Source organism: Protofrankia sp. Cas4, assembly GCF_963555915.1.
Classification (GTDB): Bacteria; Actinomycetota; Actinomycetes; order Frankiales; family Frankiaceae; genus Protofrankia.
Genome location: NZ_CAUVXL010000070.1, coordinates 1 through 19202 on the forward strand (window position 1 = coordinate 1; position 19202 = coordinate 19202).

Consider the following 19202-nt stretch of genomic DNA (forward strand, 5'->3'; position numbering starts at 1 on the left):
CGGACCGCCCGCAGCGCGGGCAGGCACTCACCACCTGGTCGACGGCGTCGGTGCCCCAGCCACAGTGCGGGCACAGCCGCCACTGCTGCCACAACGGCTCCTCGACCGGGCCGATGTCGACCGCATCGACGCGGACGCGCTGGCCGTGGGCGTAGAAGGCCGAACCGGGCGCGAGCTCCGCGATCGCGGTCATGCTGCCGCGTTCATAGCGATACTCAGCGGTCTGATACTCCTTGTCGCCGTCGTCGGTGGTCCACCACAGGGAGACGTCGAGGACGGTTCGATCGTCGATGAGGGTGTAGTTCGGCAGCAGGCCCATCTGCTCCAGCCCGGTCAGCAGCGGCTGGTCGCGCATCCGGTCGAGCATGAACCGGACGGCGCTGCGCTCACCGATCCACCGGCGGCGGTCGGCGCGCTGCTCGTCGTCGAGATGCCCCTGGCCGTCCAGATCGTTGATCGACTCCTGCAGGCGGGTGAGGCGGTCGACCAGTTCGCGGTCCCGCCGCGTCCAGTCCCCGAACGCGCGGGAGACCGCCGTCTCGATCCCACCGGTGGCGAAAGCGTGCACGGCCTCCCGGCTGGTGGCGTGCAGGTGAGCGCCGAACAGGTCGAGGAAACCGCCCGCGAGCGCCGTGGCCGACACCGCGACCGCGTCGAGGAGCTGGCGCATCCATCCGCCCGGCTCCAGGCCACGCTTAGCCAGTTGCCCGGTCAGGTTCGGTGGCGCGGTTGGCAGGACCAGGTCGCCGGCGGCGACCCGGTCGAGGCAGTAGGCGAAGAACTGGCGGCACAGCAGCTCGGTGGCATCCAGGTAAGCCCCGGGCGGCCGCACCTCACCGTTGATCAGGTGGGACGGTTCGGCGAAGTAGTACAGGTCCCGCGGGCCGCTCGGGACGCCTGCGAGGACCAGCGCGTTGCCGGTCGACCGCCCGGCCCGGCCGACCCGCTGCAGGTAGTTCGCGGTCGCCCGGGGCAGCGACGCCAACGTCACCGCGCCGAGGTCACCGATGTCGATACCCAGTTCCAACGTGGGCGTGCAGGCGAGGATGTTCGGGTCGACCGGGCTGGTGTTGGCCTTGAAACGGCGCTCGACGTCCTCGCGCAGCTCACGGTCGAGCAGGCCGGTGTGCTCGTGGGTGACGATGCGCCGCACCCGGCCCGACCGGTACATCGTCCGGTAGAAGTTGGCCGGCTCGCCGGCTTCGGGACGCAACCGGCCCGGGCAGCGAAACCGTGGGCAGCACCTGCCGTCGAACACCGGCTGCCGGTGCGGCGCGACGGCCTGCAGGTAGCGGCAGACCTCGCAGCGCAGCCGGGCCCGCCCCGCGGCCAGCGCCGCACTCTCGACCGGGGCGAGCATGATCCGATCGGGATGCCAGCCGTACACGGTCGCGCCGCTGGTCGTGGTCCGGGACTGCCACACCCCGACCTCGTCGCCGGCGAGCATCGCCGCCACCCGCGACAGCAGCGCCTTGCCCTCCCTCGGAGGCACCCCCAGGCAACGGGCGGTCCAGTCGGTGAGCCAGGTCGCGGAGTCCCCGAGGGGGCTCAGCGCGGCGAACTGCTTCCAGCGTCCGCCGGTGCCGGTGGTGAACAACGTCGGCGCGGCCATGCCCCGCGGGAACTTCGGCATCCCCTTGCCGCTGCCGCCCCAGATCGGGTACCGGTCACCGTCACGGTTGATGTAGGTGGTCAGCGAGTCGTGCAGGATTCCCCCGCCGGTGCGCAACCGGTCGAGCAGACCCCACAGCCAGGGCTGGTAGTCGCCCGGCTCGGGGAGCATGCCGTCCAGCGCCCGCTCGGGCAGCTGCTCGTGCACCGCCTGGACGAGGACTGCGAGCTGGTCGAGGTCGACGTCGAAGTCGACGGCCACGGTGCCGGTCAGTTCGAGAGTGCGCCCCAGCCGGCTACGCAGCCCGAACTCCAGCTGCGTCTGGAAGGCAAGCCGGCTGTTGAGGATCCGGCGCAGCGTCGCGGTCGGCTTGCGCAGCCACTCCCCTTCCAGACCGAGGCGGCGGGGGAAGTCCGGCGGGGTGACCGCGTACAGGTCGGCGGCCGGTGCGGCGGCGAGCCGTCGTGCGACCGCGGCGATGCTGGTCGGGCCGTCCCCGATGGCGCCGAGCAGCATCGACCGCAGGTTGAACTGGAACGCCCTACCCTCGATGAACGCGGCCCGGTGGGCGGCGTCCTGCACCGAGTCGGTGAACACCAGCGTCTTCTTCTCCGCGGCCGCGGCCAGATCCGAACCGAACAGCTGGGTGAGCGCCACGCTGACCAGCGTCGCCACGCTGGAGCCGAGGAAGCGGACCGCGTCGTCGGCGCCGCACGCCGGGCAGCGCTGCGCATCGGCCTGCTCGGCATCCGCGGTGACCAGCACCGCCACGGTGCCCTCGTCCGCGGCGTCCAACAGCTCACATGTGGTCGGGACGAGATGGCGGACGCCCGGCTCGCCCGCATCTGCGAGCAGCAGGGTTCGGACCCTGCCACGGTCGCGGACGCTGGTCTGCCACACCTCCAGCGGGGACGGCCGCAGCACGTCACCGACCTCGGGCGCGACCGCCTGCCAGCCGGACCGGCCACAGTGCCGGCAGTAGGCGGCCGGCAGCCAGGTGCGCTCCGCCTCGGGCGCGCCATCATGCCACCAGGCGAACCTGGGATGATCGTCAACGGCCCGCAGCATCCGGCGGATCTCCCGGATCCACAGCTGCACCTCGACGTGCAGCAGCGGGCGCGGCCGGCCGGCACCGTCGGACACCCGCGCATAGGACAGCAACGCCAGGAACCGCAGGACAGCCAGGGCGACCGCGCCCGGGTCCGCCGCCTTGCTCACCCCCCACGGCAGCACCCCGGCCTCGGCGATCGTGTCGACCGCCTCGGACAGGGACAGCGGCGCCCCCGACAGCGCGTGGGCCGCCGCCCGGGTGATGAAATGCCGTTGCAGCCGCTCCCCCAGCACCAGCGGGTCGGTGAGGTCGGCGTCGTCGACCGGCTGACCGTCCTCGGGCGGGTAGCGGCCGAACACCTCGGCGAGTTCCGCCCAGCTCGCCGGATCATCCGCGGTGGGTTCCGCGGTGTTGTTGACCGCCTGCGGTTTGGGCACCGGCAGGTTGAAGTCGATGCCGGCGACGACATCGGTCGCCTCCAGGCGCTCCTCACCGATCAGCGCGTCGGCGTCGAACGGCGTGCCGAACACCCGCTCGGCGAACACGCACATGTCCTCCCGACGGGAACCACCACCGAGCGTCGCCGATGTCGCGACCGGCACCACCCGGCCCAGCGGCCGGCCGGGTTCGGCGAGCCGCAGCGTCGCGCCGAGCCGGCGCAGCAGCATCGCCACATCCGTGCCCTGTGCCCCGTCATAGGTGTGAAACTCGTCCAGGACGACGAACTGAAGGGATGTCGCCGAGCGCTGCCACATCCCTGCGTCCTCCCGGCGCAGCAGCAGGAAGTCGAGCATCTTGTAGTTGGTGAGCAGAATGTCCGGCGGGTGGGCGCGCAGCACCTCCCGCCGGTCGACCAGATGCTCGGGCGTCGGGGTGGCGTGGCTACCCGTCCCGCCGATGTAGACGCCGGCACTCACCCCGGCCAGCGCCGGCTCGTCGTCGAGATATCCGGCGAGACGACGGGCCTGGTCGGTGACCAGTGCGTTCATCGGGTACAGCAGGATCGCCTTGATACCGTCCTCGCCGCGTTCCCGGGCGCGGCGGGCATGGTCGAGAATCGGGATCAGGAACGACTCGGTCTTCCCCGAACCGGTACCGGTCGTCACGATCGTCGGCGACGCGGCCCTGCCGTCGGTGGACAACCGCTCGAACGCCCGCGCCTGGTGCAGATACGGCTGGAACCCCCGCGGTAACCAACCCAGCGGCGAGCGCCAGCGCGCATCAACCGGCCGGAACGGGGTGCGCAGGCGCAGGTACGGCCCGCGGAAGATGCCATGCTCAGGGTCTTCGAGAAACTGCTGTAACGCCGCCCGCGCCTCGTCGTCAGCCAGCGCGAACGTCGTGGTCAGGTACTCCAGGACCCCGGCCCGGGTTTCCCGCGCCAGCAGCGATGGGATCACGCCGACGCCTGTTCCGCGGAACGCACCGTCGTCGTGCCCGCGCCACTGTGCTCCGCGGAACGCAGTTCGAGCCGCTCGGCGAACTCGGCACAGGCGACCCGCATCTCCGCCTCCCGATCGGGCGTGCGGAACGGCCCCCGGTACCGGTCGGCCAGCTCCGGCGGCGCCTCACAGTTCAGGCCCCGCTCCTGGACCCAGGCGTCGAGAATCTTGTAATCGTCCTTGTTCTGTTTGACGCCCATCGCGTGATGCTCCTTGGCTATCTTGCGGCCCTGCGCGTCGAAGTACATCGCGTACTCGTACTTGCGCAGCACGGCGAACTGCGCCCGGTACATCAGGCACAGCTGCTCGGCGGTCAGCCCCAGCATCAGCGCGGCCAGCGCGTCGATCTCCACCAACGCGGCGCGACGGTCGAAGTCGAACCGCAGCGGGGTGGCCATCGTCCAGTCCCGCTCCCCCGCACCCAGCGCTGGCCGATCCGCGAACGGCGACGTCCACCCATCCTCGCCGAACCCGGCCTCGTGCAGCTCCTCCCACAGCGGCGCGTAGTCCCGCGTCAGACAGTTCAACCGCAACGTCCGTAACAAAAGGTAAGGAGCCGCCGGATGGTCGATCGGCGCCGGAAACCGGTCAACAGTCTCCTTGTTAACCTTACTCATCCCGCTGACCTTGACGAGATAGTCGAACGGAAGCGATGCCCAGAGGCCGGCCACCAGCGCCGTCGCCCGATCGTCGGGAAGCGCCAAAGTATGAACCGTGTGCACATGCGTCGGACCCGGTGGAATCAAAGCAGCATGAAGGGAGCGCGCCAAACCCGACTGGGTCATGTTCCGCCAAGCGACTCGCCAGAAGCTCGTATACGGTCTTCCATCCCAGAGCACGAGACCATCATCTGGTGCGACGTGATCGCCAGAGCGGACATAGTTGGTCCTTGACACCACCACGTGTGGCAAGTTCTCCAGATCCCATGCTTCGTAGTCATTGTTGTTGCGACAGGGAATATTTGGTTGCGATGCGAAAGGGGTTGCAACGGAGAAATGCGGTCCCTGGAGAATCAATTCACTCCAGGTTTCGCTCGGACGAGTCGACCAAAGGATGTCACCCGCCGTCTTCGCGTCCCGCTCATTCCAGCCACGAGTCCAACGATAACCTATATCCGCAAGCCTATGTGAAGTGTGCGCCATGACCTCGAGGGCCGCCAGATGCTCGATTGTCAGAGGCCGAAGGAGCCTGGCGTGGATGCCCGGCGTGTCGGGTGCATCGAAAAGGAGTGCCCAGTTCGTCAGGGTCGCCTCATTGATCCGGCCCACCCTCGACAAATGCGGCCGCAGATCCCATCCACCGGACGGATATTGAAGACCAGGAATAGAACCAAAACCATCATGACTAAGAGAATTATCCAGAGTGCCAGGAATTTGCAGGTTACACAGGTTCCTAAAGTCAATCACCCTGAGTGCACCATAAATATGCATGCCAAATTCAACATGATGATCTACTTCTTCAAATAGTACCGCCTCATTGATAAACTGCGCATGCAAACGCAACCGGCGGTAGACTTCCTCGCGAAAATTCCCTCCTCTGGGGTCAGAAAAATGACCCTCAGGATGAAGAAGTCCTACGATCCCGTTCGAAGTGGTCGACCTCCAGGTCCGCTCGATGAAGCTCGTGTAGAGATTTGGCCTCATCCCATCCAGAATCGGATGCTCCACGGGAGAGTCGAGGCTGCTTAAGAGGCCGGACCAGGAGGTGACGTCGGCGAGGTAGCGGGTTGTCCGGCTTCTGGCCGACAGGACGAGTTGGCGGCGGTCGCGGAAAACCGCGTCGGGAATTTTGTCCTCGAGTTTGAAGAAGGGGTCGAACTCGGCGAGGGTGGTGTCGTCCTCCCAGGTGGGGCGGACCCAAGGTGGGTTACCGACCTGAAGGTCGAATCCGCCGCGAGAAAAGATGTGCGCGAAGTCGAGTTCCCAGTGAAAGAAGCCCTCACGGTCGGCGATCTCGCGGACGACGCCGAGCCAGGGACGGGCGAGCATCAGCTGAAAAACCGGCTTCATCTGGTACAGCGAACGCTCTGTGTCGTCGGCGAGCTGAATGTCGTCGAACGAGTCGATGGTGGCGAACAAACCGAGCTTGTCGGCATCGCTCTGCCCCCGCTTGGCCTTGATGTCGATGCCGATCAGATCCTCAAGAGTGGTAATCCACTCATCCAGGGTCGGTGGCGTGACGTCGGCGTCCAACGGCCAGAACCACAGCGCGCACCAGGCGTCCATTACCAGGCGCAGCCGCTGGTAGGAGCGCTCCGGGTCGAGCAGCGCGCTTTCGACATCCCGGCGGGAGACCGCGCCGGCGGCATCGGGCAGCCGCTGGGCCTGCCAGACGTCGATGTGGCGGGCGATCTCCCGCTCGCTGATCTCCAGGCGACGGATCGTCAGCTCCCACAGGCGTTCGACCCGCCGGGCCAGCGCCCGCAGCCGGCCGATCTGGGCGACCGACGGCTTCTTCTTCACATCCTTCGTCCAGGCCCGAAGCGCGTCAGCGCGGTCCTTGGCGAGTTCCTTGGCCTGCTTGGTGTCGGCGACCGCACCCCAGCCGTGCGCGGGCAGCAGAAAATGGTGGATCTCGCCGTCCCCGATCGGCCCTTGCGCCAGATGCCGGTCGGTCGGCGGGGTCTTCAGCCAGCTCTGCTTCGCCTTTCCCAGGGCTGCGAAGTCGTAGATGGCCCGGCGTGCTCCGACCAGGGAGTTACCGCGACGCAGATGCAGCCCGAACCAGGGGGCCTGCAGGCCGGGGTGCATCACGTTCAGCCACAGCGACACCTCGGCCAGCTCGACCGCCGTCCGGTTCAGGTCGACGCCGTAGCAGCGGTGCAGAGCCAGATGCGCCTTGACCTTCTGCAGCTCCTCGGGATAACGCTCCGGCGCGATGGTGGTTGTCAGTTCCTCCTGGCGCCGCTCCAGGTATGTGCGGGCGAGCTGGTTGATCGCCTCATTGAGGAAGGCGCCGCTGCCCAGTGCCGGCTCGCAGATGGTCAGGTCGAGAATTTCCTGCGCCGTGGATGTCGTGCCGTCCTGGTCGAGCAGTTCGGCCAGGGAGTGCTTCACGACGCACCGGGTGAGTACTTCGGGGGTGTAATAGGAAGCGCTGCGCTGGCGGTCCCGGCCGGAAAGCCGGAAGACGAACGATCCTTTCTTGTGGACGACCTTCCGCCGGTGCCCGGTGACCGGGTCGACCCGCGTGACCAGATGTTTCTCGTCGTATTCGCCGGCCCGTTCCGCCGGCACCATCCACGAGCCCTTGTCCGGCTCGCCGTCCCGCGCCAGTTCAATCATGTCCCGGTCGGCGAAGAAACCACTGTAGGCCATCAGCCCTTCGTAGACGGCGCCGAGCTGGTTGATCCCGAGCTGCGCGTAGGAGACGAACCCCCGGTTGGTGCCCTTCTTCTCCTTCGACAGCAGCAGCAGTTGCAGGATCTGCTGGACGACCTCGTTGCGCAGCCGCAGCGGGTCGATCAACGGTGCACGCTTGGGGTCGAACAGGTCCGACTTCAACGGCTCGAACCGCAGCCCGTCATCGGCCCGGTCGTCGCCGTTACTCGTGCCGTGGCGATGGCTGCCCGTGCGGTAGCGATGGCCGTCGTTGACCAGCCGGAACAGCACCTGCAACGACTCGTGCAGGTGGTGGCCGTCGCGCATCGCCGGCGTGGTCAGTTTGACCTGGACGAGGTCGCGCAGCCGGTCCAGTCCGTAGCCGGCGGAGTACTCGGGCGCACCGACCGGCAGCACACCCAGGTCAGGCCGGGCCTCGGCGTAGAGCAGGAACAGGATGCGGTAGAGGAAGCGCAGGCACTGGGCGACGACCTCGCGGGGTAGCTCGGGGATGTCCTCGACCGGCAGCTCCTGGGCCCGGCGCTGGGCGACGACCTCGTTGGCGAGCAGTTCGACCGAGACCCGCAGGCCCTCCCGCAGGTCCTTGCTGACCCCGACCGCGTGTTTGACCGACTCGTCGGTGTAACCGTCCAATCGGGACGCGGGCGCGTCGCCGTCCGGCAGCAGCACGTCCGCGGACCACAGCCCGGCGTGCCAGGCCAACTCGCCGGAGGCGGTGTCCTGGCGGCGGGCGAGTGCGGTGTCCACGTCGAAGGCGAGGTAGCGCCCTTCGCTCCACCGGCCGGCGTCGGTCAACAGCACCCAGCCACCGGCGATCACCATGGCATAGCGCGGCGGCTTACCCGAGCGGAACAGTGTCGACAGCGCCTCGCCGATATTCGTGATCTCTTCGACGTTGTCCGGGCTGTGCACCAGGCGCAGCGGGCACAGCAGACGGCCGGCGCCGCTGGGGTCGAACAGGTCGTCCGCGCTGGCCGCCGGGTGGGCTTCGAGGATGTGCAGCGCCTCACCGCTGTGGCTCTGGCAGCGGGCCGCCAGCGGCACCACCAGTTCCAGCCGACTGTGCTCGGCGATCAGCTCGCGGCGTTCCACCGCGAAGCCGACGGCGGCAAGCAGCAGGTCATGCGCGGCCGTGACCGCGTCGAGGTAGTCCCCGTCGGGGTAGGCCACGGCGGGGTAGGCCACGGCGGGGTAGGCCACGGCGGCCTCACCGGCGTCCGACGGAATCGGTATCCGTGCCTTCGCCGTGGCGAACGGCCCGGCCGAAGTGGCGAGACCACGCAGCGGTGTCGGCTTGCCGTGCGCCGCCTGATCGGCCCAGCTCTTGGTGAGCCCGCGTAACTGCCCCGGGAACACCGATGCAAGCCAGTGATCCGACAGGAATTCACCGACATTGTGGATCGAGTCGAACATGTCTCCGCCTCACCGCTCCAACGGGACGATCACGCCGACGACCCGGACCAGAGGGTCGCCGCTGGGGGCCAGGGAACGGATCAACTGCTCGGCCTCACTGCGATCGGCATCGATGCGTTCCCGCCTGAGCTGCCGTCTGCCGACCGAGGCCACATCAAGAACCAGCTGTTCGGCCCGGTCGCCCCACTGCGTCAAGCGCGCGTTGTACTCGGCGATCCGGGGTTTGAGCTGTTCGGCCCGGTCTGCGCGGAGGTCCGCCAGGTGCCCGCGGGCGACCTCCAACGCGGCCGGCACCAGCGGCTGCAGCGTCGCGACCCAGGCGATGGCCCGGCCCGAGTTGACCGTGCCCGCGCGGATGCCCGCGGCGTCCAGCACGCTGATCGCGTCCCCCACCGACGGGCTGTCGGGAAGACCGGACACCGCACCCCAGTGGACGATGACGGGCTGGCCGCGGTCGTTGCTCCACACCCCCTGGGTCAGGAAGACCGGGGTGTCGACGGTGCCGGCGAGCACCGGAGTCTCGTTGCGGCCGAGCTGGGCCAGCGCCCGGTCGGTCACCCACTCCAGCACCGGATGCTGCGGCGCGAGGTAGTGCACCTCCGGCCACTCGATGTCGTCGGTGTCGCGGGCGGCGGCCAGGCTGGCGTCGGCGTACCGGCGACTGGTGGTCACCTTCAGCCGGTTCGTCACATCCCGCTCGTCGAGGTAGTCGGCGGGAAGGTCCTCCAGCCGACGCTTGAGATCATCCGGTGGGGCGAACGCGAGCAGGCCGTCCGCCGGCTGGCGGCGCAGGTCGTACTCCTCCTCCGGCGGACGCTCGGAGACCTCGGCGAGCGCCTCGGTGAGGTAGGCGGCGTCGGACTCGAACAACGTCCGTTCGATGACGACCGGCGGCGGCGTGGTCGTCTCGTGCGTGCCACCGAACGTCAGCAACTGCTCGAACGGGTCGAGCGCCGCCGGTTGCGGGTCGGGAACCACCGCGTCAAGATCGACACGGGTACGCAGCACCTCCCGGACACGGTCCTCCTCGATCTCCTCGTCGTGGACGCCGAGCAGGGAACCGGCGTCGCCGAGCGCGGTGTAGGCGGCGTGTTCCTTCTCCAACAGCCGGGTCAGCACGCGGACGTCGCTGAGCACGTCGGGGTTGTCCGAGGTCAACGCCAGGGCAGCGATTCGCGGCTTTTCCAGCTGCATGTACCGGTCGATCCGGCCGTTGCGCTGCTGGATGCGGATCAGGCTCCACGGCAGGTCGAAATGGATGAGATCATGGCACTGCCGGTGCAGGTTGATCCCCTCGGATGCCATGTCACTGGCCAGCAGCAGTCGCGTGGTGCCCCCGGCGAGCGCGAAGTCCTCAATCGCGTCCTGGAGTCGCTCGTCGGTGAGCTGGCTGTGCATCACGACGACCGCCGCGGCGGGAAGACCGAGGCGGTCCGGTAACACCCGAGCCAGCCACTCCAGCGTGTCGACCCGCTCGGAGAACACCACCGCCCGGATCGACGAGCCCGCGCCGACCCCGATCTCCCCCAGATGGTGAACGAGTTCGTCGAGTTTGGCCGACCCGCCGTCCTCTGCCTCGGCGGCCAGGTCGTCGAGACGGTCGAGGGCGTCGCGTTCCCCGGCGACCGCCGGATCGGAACCGGCCGTGCCGCCGGAACCGGCTTTGCCTGCGGAAGCGGCTTTGCCTGCGGAAGCGGCTCTGTCGAGCGTCCGCCGCCGGGCGGCGATGCTCGCCCGCAGCGCCGGAGTCGAGGACAGGAACGCCTTGAACAACGTCCAGGGAATGAGCGACCGGCCCGTCCCCGACACCGGTGCTCGTCCACCGGCCGGGCGCAGCCACACCGCGTCCAGCTCGTCGAGTACCGCGGCCTCGGCCGGCGTCGGCGTCACGGGACGGACCTCGGTCGGGTCCCGCTTCTTCCAGTTGTTCGCGACCTCCAGTCGGACGTCGTCGGACTCCCGGTGGCGGCGGACATACAGATGAGCGATGTCCTCTTTGGTGTACGATGACGGGTCTGCGACCGCGGTCGGATCGAGCAGGTTGACCAGCTCGGCGAACGACTTACGCCTGCCGTTGTGCGGGGTCGCGCTGGCGAGAATGAGGGCGTCGGCACGCTCGGCGAGCAGTCGCGCCAGCTCGTTGTTCTGCGTGCCCGGGTTGATCAGATTATGACATTCGTCGATCACCACGACGTCCCACCGATGGCTGCGAAGGTGATTCTGGTAGAGCTTCGGGTTTTTCAACGTGTCGATCGAGATGATGACCCGCCGGTAATAACTGAACGGGTTGCGCGACGCCGGGAGTTTCTGCCGAACCCGCTGGATGCCCCTGGAATCCAGCCGGATAAGCGGGATGGAAAAGCGCGTCCACAGCTCCCGCTGGAACTGTTCCAGGACGGCTCGCGGGGTCACAACCAGGATCCGCTCACCACGACCCCGTTTGATCAGCTCGGCGAGCAGGATGCCGATCTCCAGCGTTTTGCCCAGTCCGACCGCGTCCGCGACCAGGATCCGGGGACGCAGGCTCGACAGGGCCACCTCGGCCGGGCGCCGCTGGAAGCTCAGGTCGTCCAGCAGCGCCCGGTGCCCGACGGCGATCCGCGAGTCGTCCAGCGGAAGCGGGGTTCGGCGCAGCAGGGCTTCCAGCCAGAGCCTCGACCGCCGGAAACCCGGCGTGTCATCGGCGACCAGCCGGGTCGTGGCCGGGTCCAGCGAGACCACGTCGTCGATACCGGTGAAGAACACTGCATCGGTGTCCCGGACGAGCTCGGAGACACCGACCACCTCAACCCGTTGACCATCCGCCACGGTGTCCGTTACGGCCTTGACCAGCCACTCTTCATCCCGAACGACGACCTGTGTACCTGACGTAATCAAAGACGGCATCGACGCACCCACCCCCGGGCACGAAACACTACATCAGTCGAATTAACGACCTTCTTCTATCTTCATGCCAACTCGTACGTGAGCCTCCGGGCGCGCGGAGGGCATCCCACGCTCGGAGGAACCCGGCTTCCTAGAGGAGAAGGCAGCCCGGTCGGGAACGGCTTTCACGACCCGCACCGGTACCCGTACAGGCACGGTGGCAAGACGGGCGGCGGTACTCATTGAGCCTTTCCGCGTAACCGTCCGTTGCGTTGCGTAACATCAATGGCGTGTTCCCGTGTTGGCTGTCAGGTGGTGCGGCCGTGCTCGATGTGGAGGATCACGAGGGCGTTCGCGCGTTCGCCGACGGCCCGCAGTGCGTTGTGGACCCGGTCGTGCTGCTTCTGGTCGTCGGGGAGGGCCGTGCCCTTGGGCTTCTTGGACGGGACGGCGATCTGGTCCGATAGCCCTTCGTAACCGAGATCGGTGAGGATCTCGCCGCCGTCGGCGACCCACTCGGCCAGGACGGGCAGCGCGCCGGAGGCGCGCAGCGCGGTGGTGTCGTGCTCGCGGCCGGGGCGGACGCCGGACACCCACAGCGGCCAGCCGTCGTCGGGCGCGGAGGCGACCTGGACGTTGCCGCCATGATTATGGATCTTCCCGGACCATTGGAGATCCATATCTTTGGTCGGACCGGGGGTGCGTACCCGGTCGGTCTCGATCACCAAACCGTCGACGATCACATGATCGTAACCGGCCGCCTTCGCGGCCAGTAGGGCATTGCGCAGGTCAGGTACCCGCAGCGGCAGCACCGCGATGCCCTCGTGGAGGTAGGTGTAGGCCGTCGACCGGCCGATCCCGTGGTCGCCGGCGAGTTGCTTGACCCGGGTCCCATCGCAGAACCATCACGGACTGTGCCCGAGGGGTGAACGCGCGGGTCTCCTTCCTGGTGCCTCGGCGCTCACGCTCGGCCACGAGCAGTAGGGCCAGACGGGCGACGGTGTGTTCGCCGAGGGGCAGCTCGGCGGTGTATGTGACACGCATCGGGACGCGGGACTCCCTGGGGTTGATCTTTGATCGGAACAACCTTCCTATCGGAGTCCCGCGTTTTTCTGTTCACCGCCACCAGCATCCCCGCAGATCGACCACTGTCAGCAATAATCACGCAAAGTGGCCGATCGTTGCCCGGAAAGGCTCAATGCGTGGCGAGCACCTCGATGGCTGTTGCCAACTGCCCGCGAAACCGGGCCAGGTCCGGCTGGCTGAAGGCGGCAGCCAGGCGCTGCTCGACGGCGACGGCCTGTTCGTCGGCGCGACGGAGCAGGGCCGAGCCCGCCCTGGTCAGTCTGATCAGCAGGACCTTCCCGTGATCGGGTGACGGGGTCCGGCTGACCAGGGCGCGCTGCTCGAGAAGCGTGATCACGGAGTTCATCGCCTGAGCGGTGACCCCCACGAGCCGCGCGAGCCGCGCGCTCGAGACCCCGGGGTTCTCGGTAAGCAACAGAAGGGCCGAGTACTGGGGCACGGTGAGGTCGAAGGGGTGTAGGACTCGGCTCTTCTCGGCCATCAGCGCCTGTTCGGTCTGCTTGACGAGAGTGCCCAGGCGTTGCTCGAACGGAAGGACCGACTCCCCTGCCGGCATGCTTCCTCCTCCCAGAACCCGGTGCCACCTGCACGAAGACCGACTGACGCCCTTCCGAGGCTACCGCGACTCGATCCCTCGTGTGACACCCCTGTCAGCGACATGGTTCATGCTTTCAACCAAGATTCGATGTCGAGAAAATGTCCATCTTCACATCATGGTCATGTTTCTTGACAAAACCTTGATATATTGCTTACGGTCTGCACACATCAGGTTGCAGCGATCGGGCCGCGCCGGCCCTACCGAGCCGACCGACCGCAGTTCCCCTGAACCGACCAGCCTGACCACCCACCGCGCTGCCCGAACACGGGCGCTCCGAACGAGAAGGCACCGATGAACACGACCACTCTGGGGGATGACGGACCCTCCGTCGGCCGGATCGGCCTGGGCTGCATGGGTATGTCCTGGGCATACGACGAGCCCGGCCGCGACGACGCCGAGTCCGTTCGGGTGATCCACCGCGCGCTGGACCTGGGCGTGACGCTCATCGACACGGCCGACGCCTACGGGCCCTTCACCAACGAGTACCTCGTCGGCAGGGCGCTCGCCGGCCACCGCGACCGGGCGGTGCTCGCCACGAAGGCCGGCCTGGTAGTCGACGGCACCCGGACGATGCACCGCAACGGCCGCCCCGAGCACATCGCCGCCTGCATCGACGCCAGCCTGCTGCGCCTACGCACCGACCACGTCGACCTCTACCAGCTCCACCGCGTCGACCCGGCCGTCCCACTGGAGGAGTCCTGGGGAGCGATGGCCGAGGCAGTCCAAGCCGGCAAGGCCCGCGCGCTCGGCCTGTCCGAGGTGACCGTCGCCGAGATCGCGCGCGCCCAGGCGATCCACCCGGTCGCCTCCGTCCAGTCCGAGGCCTCGCTGTGGTCCCGCGACATACAGGACAACGGCGTCCTGGCCCACACTGCCGCCCACGGCATCGCCCTGCTGCCGTTCTCCCCGCTGGGCCGCGGCTTCCTGACCGGAGCCATCCGCACCACCGCGGACCTGCCACCCGGCGACTGGCGCCACGGCAACCCGCGCTTCCAGCCCGCCGAGATCCACGCCAACCAGCGCCTCGTCGACACCGTCCGGACCATCGCCGCCCGGCTCGGCGCCACCCCCGCGCAGGTCGCCCTCGCCTGGCTGCTCGCCCTCGGCCCCCACATCGTCCCGATCCCCGGCACCAAGAACCCGGCCCGCCTCAACGAGAACGCGGCAGCCGCCGACCTGAGCCTGCCCGACGACGCCCGCAAGGAACTCGACAGCCTGCCCGCCCCCGCTACCGCCCGCTACTGACCTGCCGCCGACAAAGGGGTTCCCCCACCATGCGCGCCCTGTCCTTCGACCGCTACGGCGGCCCGAACGTCCTCGCCGTCACCGATCTGCCCGACAGCCACAGTGTTACGCGTAGTTAGAGAGATGACCCACCGGCGGCCTACATCGGCGAACAGGTCCGCGAACATCACGTCCGGGAACAGCCGGGAGCCTTCGCGGTGCAACACTGCGTAGATCGAGCCGGGTGCCACCCGGGTGTCACAGAAGTCCGCCGTCGACCGGAACAGGCCCGGACCCGGCGTCAGTCCCAGACTCACCCTTACCCCAGGAAGTCGTATTTACAGCACATATCTTCTCAGGTCGGGGATGCTGTCGGGGTGATTGATATATTTTGATAGTAATGTTAATAGAGATAGTTGTAGTGAAAAATATTGGTTATTTAGATTAGGGTTTAATTTTTATCCCCTCAGCTCCACCTATGATTCCACAGGTCAAGCATTTGCTGGTGATCTTCTTCGCGGCGTGGGCCTTCGGTGATAGGTGCACTCTTGCGACACACGTGAGGGTCGTTTCGACTCCGATCATGGCGGTCCTGCTCTCGTGAGGCTGTCACTGATCTGTTCGTCGCCAAGCACAGAATGTGTACTCGGCGCCGCAAACCTTGTACTGATGGCTCAGCAAAACATGTACTAGCAGGAGCGCAAACCTTGTACTGCTAGACTCGCAGATTGTGTACTATGGCCGTATGGCCACGTCAAGGTATGTTCCGCGGATCGCCGACGGGCGCTTGGCGAGTCTGCTCGCAGGCCTGCCCGCCGTCATGGTCACCGGCCCGCGTGCCGCGGGAAAGACGACCTCCGCCCGGCGGATCGCCAACGACATCCTCCGGTTGGATGACCCCGCGGTCGCCACAGCGGTTGCCGCGAACCCGGACGCAGCACTGCGGCGCGCGCAGGAACCCGTTCTCCTCGATGAGTGGCAGGAGGTACCGGAGATCCTGGGCGCGGTCAAGCGCGCGGTCGACGATGACCCCCGTCCCGGCCGGTTTCTCCTCACCGGCAGCATCGAAGCCGACTTCACGACGCGCCAGTGGCCCGGGACGGGTCGGGTCGTCCGGTTGGTCCTGCACGGTCTTACCGAACGGGAGATCGCTCACGCCGTCGATCAACCGAGCCTGCTAGATCTGCTGCTGGACTCGGACATCTCGCAACTGAGCATCTCGGGCCCGTCCCCGGGCCTGGATGACTACGTCGACCTGGCATTGAGGAGCGGCTTCCCCGAGGCCGCCTTGAACCTGAGCGCACCGGGGCGACTCGCGTGGCTGGACGCCTACATCGATCACGTCGTCCATCGAGACGTCCTGGCCGCGGGGGAGCAACGGGACCCCGTCCGACTTCGCCGCTACCTCGAGGTTCTCGGGCTCTCGACGGCCGGCCTTCCCGCCGAGAGCACGATCTACCAGGCGGCGGGAATCAACCAGCGGACCGCGGACGCGTACGACCGGATCTTGACTGCCCTCTACCTGATCGAACTCGCCCCGGCCTGGGCGACGAACCGCCTGAACAGGCTGACCAAGCGGGCGAAGCGATACCTGACCGATCCCGCGCTCGCGCTCGCCGCCGCCCGGGTGGACGAGCGGACCGTCCTGCGGGACGGAGACCTGCTCGGCAGGTTGATTGACACCTTCGTCGTCGCGCAGCTACGGCCGGAAGTGTCCCTACTCCACCCCCGTGCCCGGTTGCACCATATCCGCTCTCGGGACGGCCAAGAGGTCGACGTCGTCATAGACCTCGGAGGAGGCGAAGTGATCGGAATCGAGATCAAGGCTTCCTCGGCGCCGACCGCTCGGGACGCCCGCCACCTCATATGGCTGCGCGATCAGCTCGGCCCGGACTTCCGCGCGGGAGTCGTGTTCCATACCGGCCCGATCCCCTTCGATCTCGACGACCGGATCTGGGCACTGCCCATCTGTGCGCTGTGGGCAGCCCGGACGGGATAGCCAGCCTGCGAGCAGCCGAACGAGTAGCCATGGGGGCTTGGCTGGTGACCATGATGTCGCGTCTGTTGCGTCCGCCTTGGCTCGAGGAACGACGAACAACGGCAGGACGACGTGGATGCGCCGGCACGACCGGAACCGTGCCTGATCCGGTTGATGGCGGGGACGGTTCGGGCGTCACCGAAACGCTGGCGGTCCACCATCAAGTCGTGGAGAAAATGCCGTCGTCCGTCCTGGACGACCCTACGTTCTCAGTGCCGCGGTGCCCGGCGGGCGGCTCCGGCGTCGCCTGGCTGCGCGGCAGCGTCGCGCGGTTCAGCGAGGGAGCTGACCACGCGCGCCGCCGGAGGCTGATCGATGAGCTGCTGTCCGGCCTGGTGGTCGATCCGCGCCCGGGCGGCGATCCGACCGCGATGCTGCTCACGGCGCTGGGACTGTCGGAGCACCTCGTGGCCGACGTCGCGTCGGCTGCTGCCTCGTACCACCCCCATCTGCCGGTGATACCCGAGGCCGACGACGCCGTCGAGCGGCTCATCGCGGTGTGCGGCGGCCACGACGAGTTGACGGCGGCGAAGCTGTGCGTGCTCGTGCAGGCCCATACCGCCACCCGCGCGCTGATCACCCACCTGCGCCGCGGTGGGGACGGCCCGCCGCCCATCCCGAGCACCCGGCGGGTCGGCCCCCGCGGCGAGACCGTCGAGGTGGACCTGTCCGGGGCACCGTTCGGTAGCGGCCGGCATGCCTGCCCGGGACGGGACCTCGCGCACCGGCTCGCGGCGGCGGCAATGCGGCAATGCGGCAATGCGGCAATGCGGCAATGCGGCAATGCGGCAATGCGGCAATGACCTTCGCTGACCTGCACCGGGCCGGCGACCCGCTGATCCTGCCGAACGCCTGGGACGCCGCGTCCGCGGCGGCCCTGCTCGTGGCGGGTTTCCCGGCGATCGGCACCACGAGCCTGGGGCTGGCGGCCCAGCACGGGCTGACCGACGCCTCCCGGGCGATCCCCGAACTCACCCGTCGCCTCGCGCGCCGGCTTCGCGCCCTGCCGTGCCCGGTCTCGATCGACATCGAGGACGGCTTCGCCGACGACCCGGCCGCCGTCGCCGACTACGCGGCCTCGCTGGGAGTCGACGGCATCAACATCGAGGACACCACCCGGGGACGACTCGTTGCGTCCGACGCACACGCAGCCAAAATCGCAGCGATCAAGGACCGGTGCCCGCGCCTGTTCGTCAACGCCCGCGTCGACACGTTCTGGACCGCGCAGGCCGCCACTGCCACCGTGACCGAGACCGAGACCGAGACCGAGACCGTCGACCGGGCTCGTCGCTACGTCGGTGCGGGGGCCGACGGCGTCTTCGTGCCCGGACGGCTCAATAGCCCGCAGATCCGGCAGATCGTCTCCGCGGTGCCGGTCCCCGTCAACGTGCTCGCCTCAGCGGACCACTCGGTGGCGGAACTGGCCCGGCTCGGCGTGCGGCGGATCAGCTGCGGTTCGCTGCTGTACCGTGCCGCGCTGGACCGGGCGGTGGAGGTGGCGGTCCGCATACGCGACGGCGAACCGGCACCGCCTGCGATCTCCTACGGCGCCATCCAGGGCCTGGCCGCCCGCTACTCAGCCGGCCTCCCACGCGGCGGACACGCCGGCATCGAGTGAGACGAGCACGCTCTCGCCCGCGCCGGTCAGGCGCAGCGCGCGGCTGCCCGGGCGGGTAGTCACCCATCCGCGGTCGAGGAAGACCGTCAGCAGGTGCGCGCCCAGCCGGCCCGCGACGTGCGGCTGGCGCCCTGTCCAGTCCAGGCAGCCCCGGACCAGCGGGCGACGCGGGGAGCCGCCGATCTCCTGCAGTGCGAACCGGTCGAGGAGCGGGTGACCGGGGCCGTCGAGGTGCAGGTCCGCGGTGGCGCCGGCACGCAGCGGTCCGACGATGCCCGCGCGCACCAGCAGCCGGGTCACCTGCAGCCCGAGGTCTCCGGCCATGTGGTCGTAGCAGCGCCGCCCGGCCCGCAGCTCGGCAGCAACCCGGTGCCCGCGCAGCGACGTCACCGGGATCTCGGGGGCAACGACCTGTAGAGCCTCCAGTGCGTACGCGATGTCGGCGTTCGCCAGGGTGTAGTACCGGTGACGCCCGGATCGCTCCACCGTGACGAACCCGTGGGCGACCAGCGCTTTGAGATGCCCGCTGGCCGTCGATGCCGATACCCCGGCCAGGCGGGCCAGATCACCCGCGGGCAGGCAGATGCCCCCGACCAGCCCAACGAGCATACGGGCCCGCGCGGGCTCGGCGATGAGCCGCGCCGGCACCGAAATGTCGGCGTCAACACCCACCTGGCCACAGTAGGGCACCGACCCTTCGACGCCGTCCGAACAGTCACGGCGAACCCGTCGTCAACAACGCGAACCTCGCCTGATGCGGCAGTCGATGAGCATGCGGTCCGCGGGACCTGCCACGGCGGCCGGCACGACGTCGCGCTCGCCGTAGAGAGCGAGCGGTGGCAGCCAACGCATCCCGGGCTCATCGACGATCTCGACAAGGGCCGCTACTTCCACAACCCAACCGCATGAACAGT

The 19202-nt window shown here is 68.2% G+C and carries 11 protein-coding genes and 1 pseudogene; 4 read left to right on the forward strand and 8 right to left on the reverse strand.

The annotated features are described in order from the left end of the window. From U9979_RS07135 to U9979_RS07155, 5 genes and pseudogenes are all read right to left on the reverse strand, one after another. Positions 1-4063, reverse strand: a 4063-nt coding sequence (locus U9979_RS07135; protein WP_322778741.1) for a DEAD/DEAH box helicase, incomplete at its 3' end; no start/stop codon positions are given. Further along, a complete protein-coding gene (locus tag U9979_RS07140) occupies positions 4060-8859 on the reverse strand; it encodes an Eco57I restriction-modification methylase domain-containing protein (RefSeq protein ID WP_322778742.1) in 4800 nt (1599 codons plus the stop codon). The genes U9979_RS07140 and U9979_RS07135, both read right to left, overlap by 4 nt. A gap of 9 nt (positions 8860-8868) precedes the next feature. Then, positions 8869-11745: a DEAD/DEAH box helicase gene (locus tag U9979_RS07145; protein WP_322778743.1), complete on the reverse strand. Its 2877-nt coding sequence runs from the start codon at positions 11743-11745 to the stop codon at positions 8869-8871. 287 nt (positions 11746-12032) lie between these two features. Then, positions 12033-12768 (reverse strand): annotated as a pseudogene (locus U9979_RS07150) (transposase family protein). A gap of 151 nt (positions 12769-12919) precedes the next feature. Next, the gene (locus U9979_RS07155) at positions 12920-13366 is read right to left on the reverse strand and encodes a MarR family transcriptional regulator (protein WP_322756249.1); all 447 of its coding nucleotides are present in this window, start codon (positions 13364-13366) and stop codon (positions 12920-12922) included. 333 nt (positions 13367-13699) lie between these two features. On the opposite strand from U9979_RS07155, the gene U9979_RS07160 reads away from it, so the two are divergent. Beyond that, positions 13700-14653 carry an aldo/keto reductase gene (locus U9979_RS07160; protein ID WP_322778744.1) on the forward strand — a complete coding sequence of 318 codons (954 nt, stop codon included), beginning with the start codon at positions 13700-13702 and terminating at the stop codon, positions 14651-14653. Here the strand turns inward: U9979_RS07160 and U9979_RS07165 are convergent. Next, entirely contained in the window at positions 14647-14949 is a 303-nt protein-coding gene (locus U9979_RS07165) for a hypothetical protein (RefSeq protein WP_322778745.1), read from the reverse strand. The genes U9979_RS07160 and U9979_RS07165 overlap by 7 nt on opposite strands. Positions 14950-15377: 428 nt before the next feature. On the opposite strand from U9979_RS07165, the gene U9979_RS07170 reads away from it, so the two are divergent. The 3 genes from U9979_RS07170 (at position 15378) to U9979_RS07180 (ending at position 18288) form a co-directional block, all read left to right on the forward strand. Next, positions 15378-16631, forward strand: a complete 1254-nt coding sequence (locus U9979_RS07170) for an ATP-binding protein (RefSeq protein ID WP_322778746.1) — start codon at positions 15378-15380, stop codon at positions 16629-16631. 137 nt (positions 16632-16768) lie between these two features. Then, positions 16769-17473, forward strand: a complete 705-nt coding sequence (locus U9979_RS07175; protein ID WP_322778747.1) for a hypothetical protein — start codon at positions 16769-16771, stop codon at positions 17471-17473. Beyond that, positions 17470-18288, forward strand: coding sequence for an isocitrate lyase/phosphoenolpyruvate mutase family protein (locus U9979_RS07180; RefSeq protein WP_322778748.1), 819 nt, complete (start codon positions 17470-17472; stop codon positions 18286-18288). The genes U9979_RS07175 and U9979_RS07180 overlap by 4 nt, the downstream gene beginning before the upstream one ends. Here U9979_RS07180 and U9979_RS07185 read toward each other — a convergent pair. After that, positions 18247-18978 carry a helix-turn-helix transcriptional regulator gene (locus U9979_RS07185; protein ID WP_322778749.1) on the reverse strand — a complete coding sequence of 244 codons (732 nt, stop codon included), beginning with the start codon at positions 18976-18978 and terminating at the stop codon, positions 18247-18249. The genes U9979_RS07180 and U9979_RS07185 overlap by 42 nt on opposite strands. 42 nt (positions 18979-19020) lie before the next feature. After that, the coding region (locus tag U9979_RS07190; protein WP_322778750.1) for a hypothetical protein at positions 19021-19202 on the reverse strand (182 nt) is incomplete at its 5' end.

Bases quoted from the DNA above. Each gene is read 5' to 3' on its own strand.
- U9979_RS07170 (WP_322778746.1), top strand. From the start codon at position 15,378: ATGGCCACGTCAAGGTATGTTCCGCGGATCGCCGACGGGCGCTTGGCG.
- U9979_RS07180 (WP_322778748.1), top strand. From the start codon at position 17,470: ATGACCTTCGCTGACCTGCACCGGGCCGGCGACCCGCTGATCCTGCCG.
- U9979_RS07155 (WP_322756249.1), bottom strand. From the start codon at position 13,366: ATGCCGGCAGGGGAGTCGGTCCTTCCGTTCGAGCAACGCCTGGGCACT.
- U9979_RS07145 (WP_322778743.1), bottom strand. From the start codon at position 11,745: ATGCCGTCTTTGATTACGTCAGGTACACAGGTCGTCGTTCGGGATGAA.
- U9979_RS07140 (WP_322778742.1), bottom strand. From the start codon at position 8,859: ATGTTCGACTCGATCCACAATGTCGGTGAATTCCTGTCGGATCACTGG.
- U9979_RS07160 (WP_322778744.1), top strand. From the start codon at position 13,700: ATGAACACGACCACTCTGGGGGATGACGGACCCTCCGTCGGCCGGATC.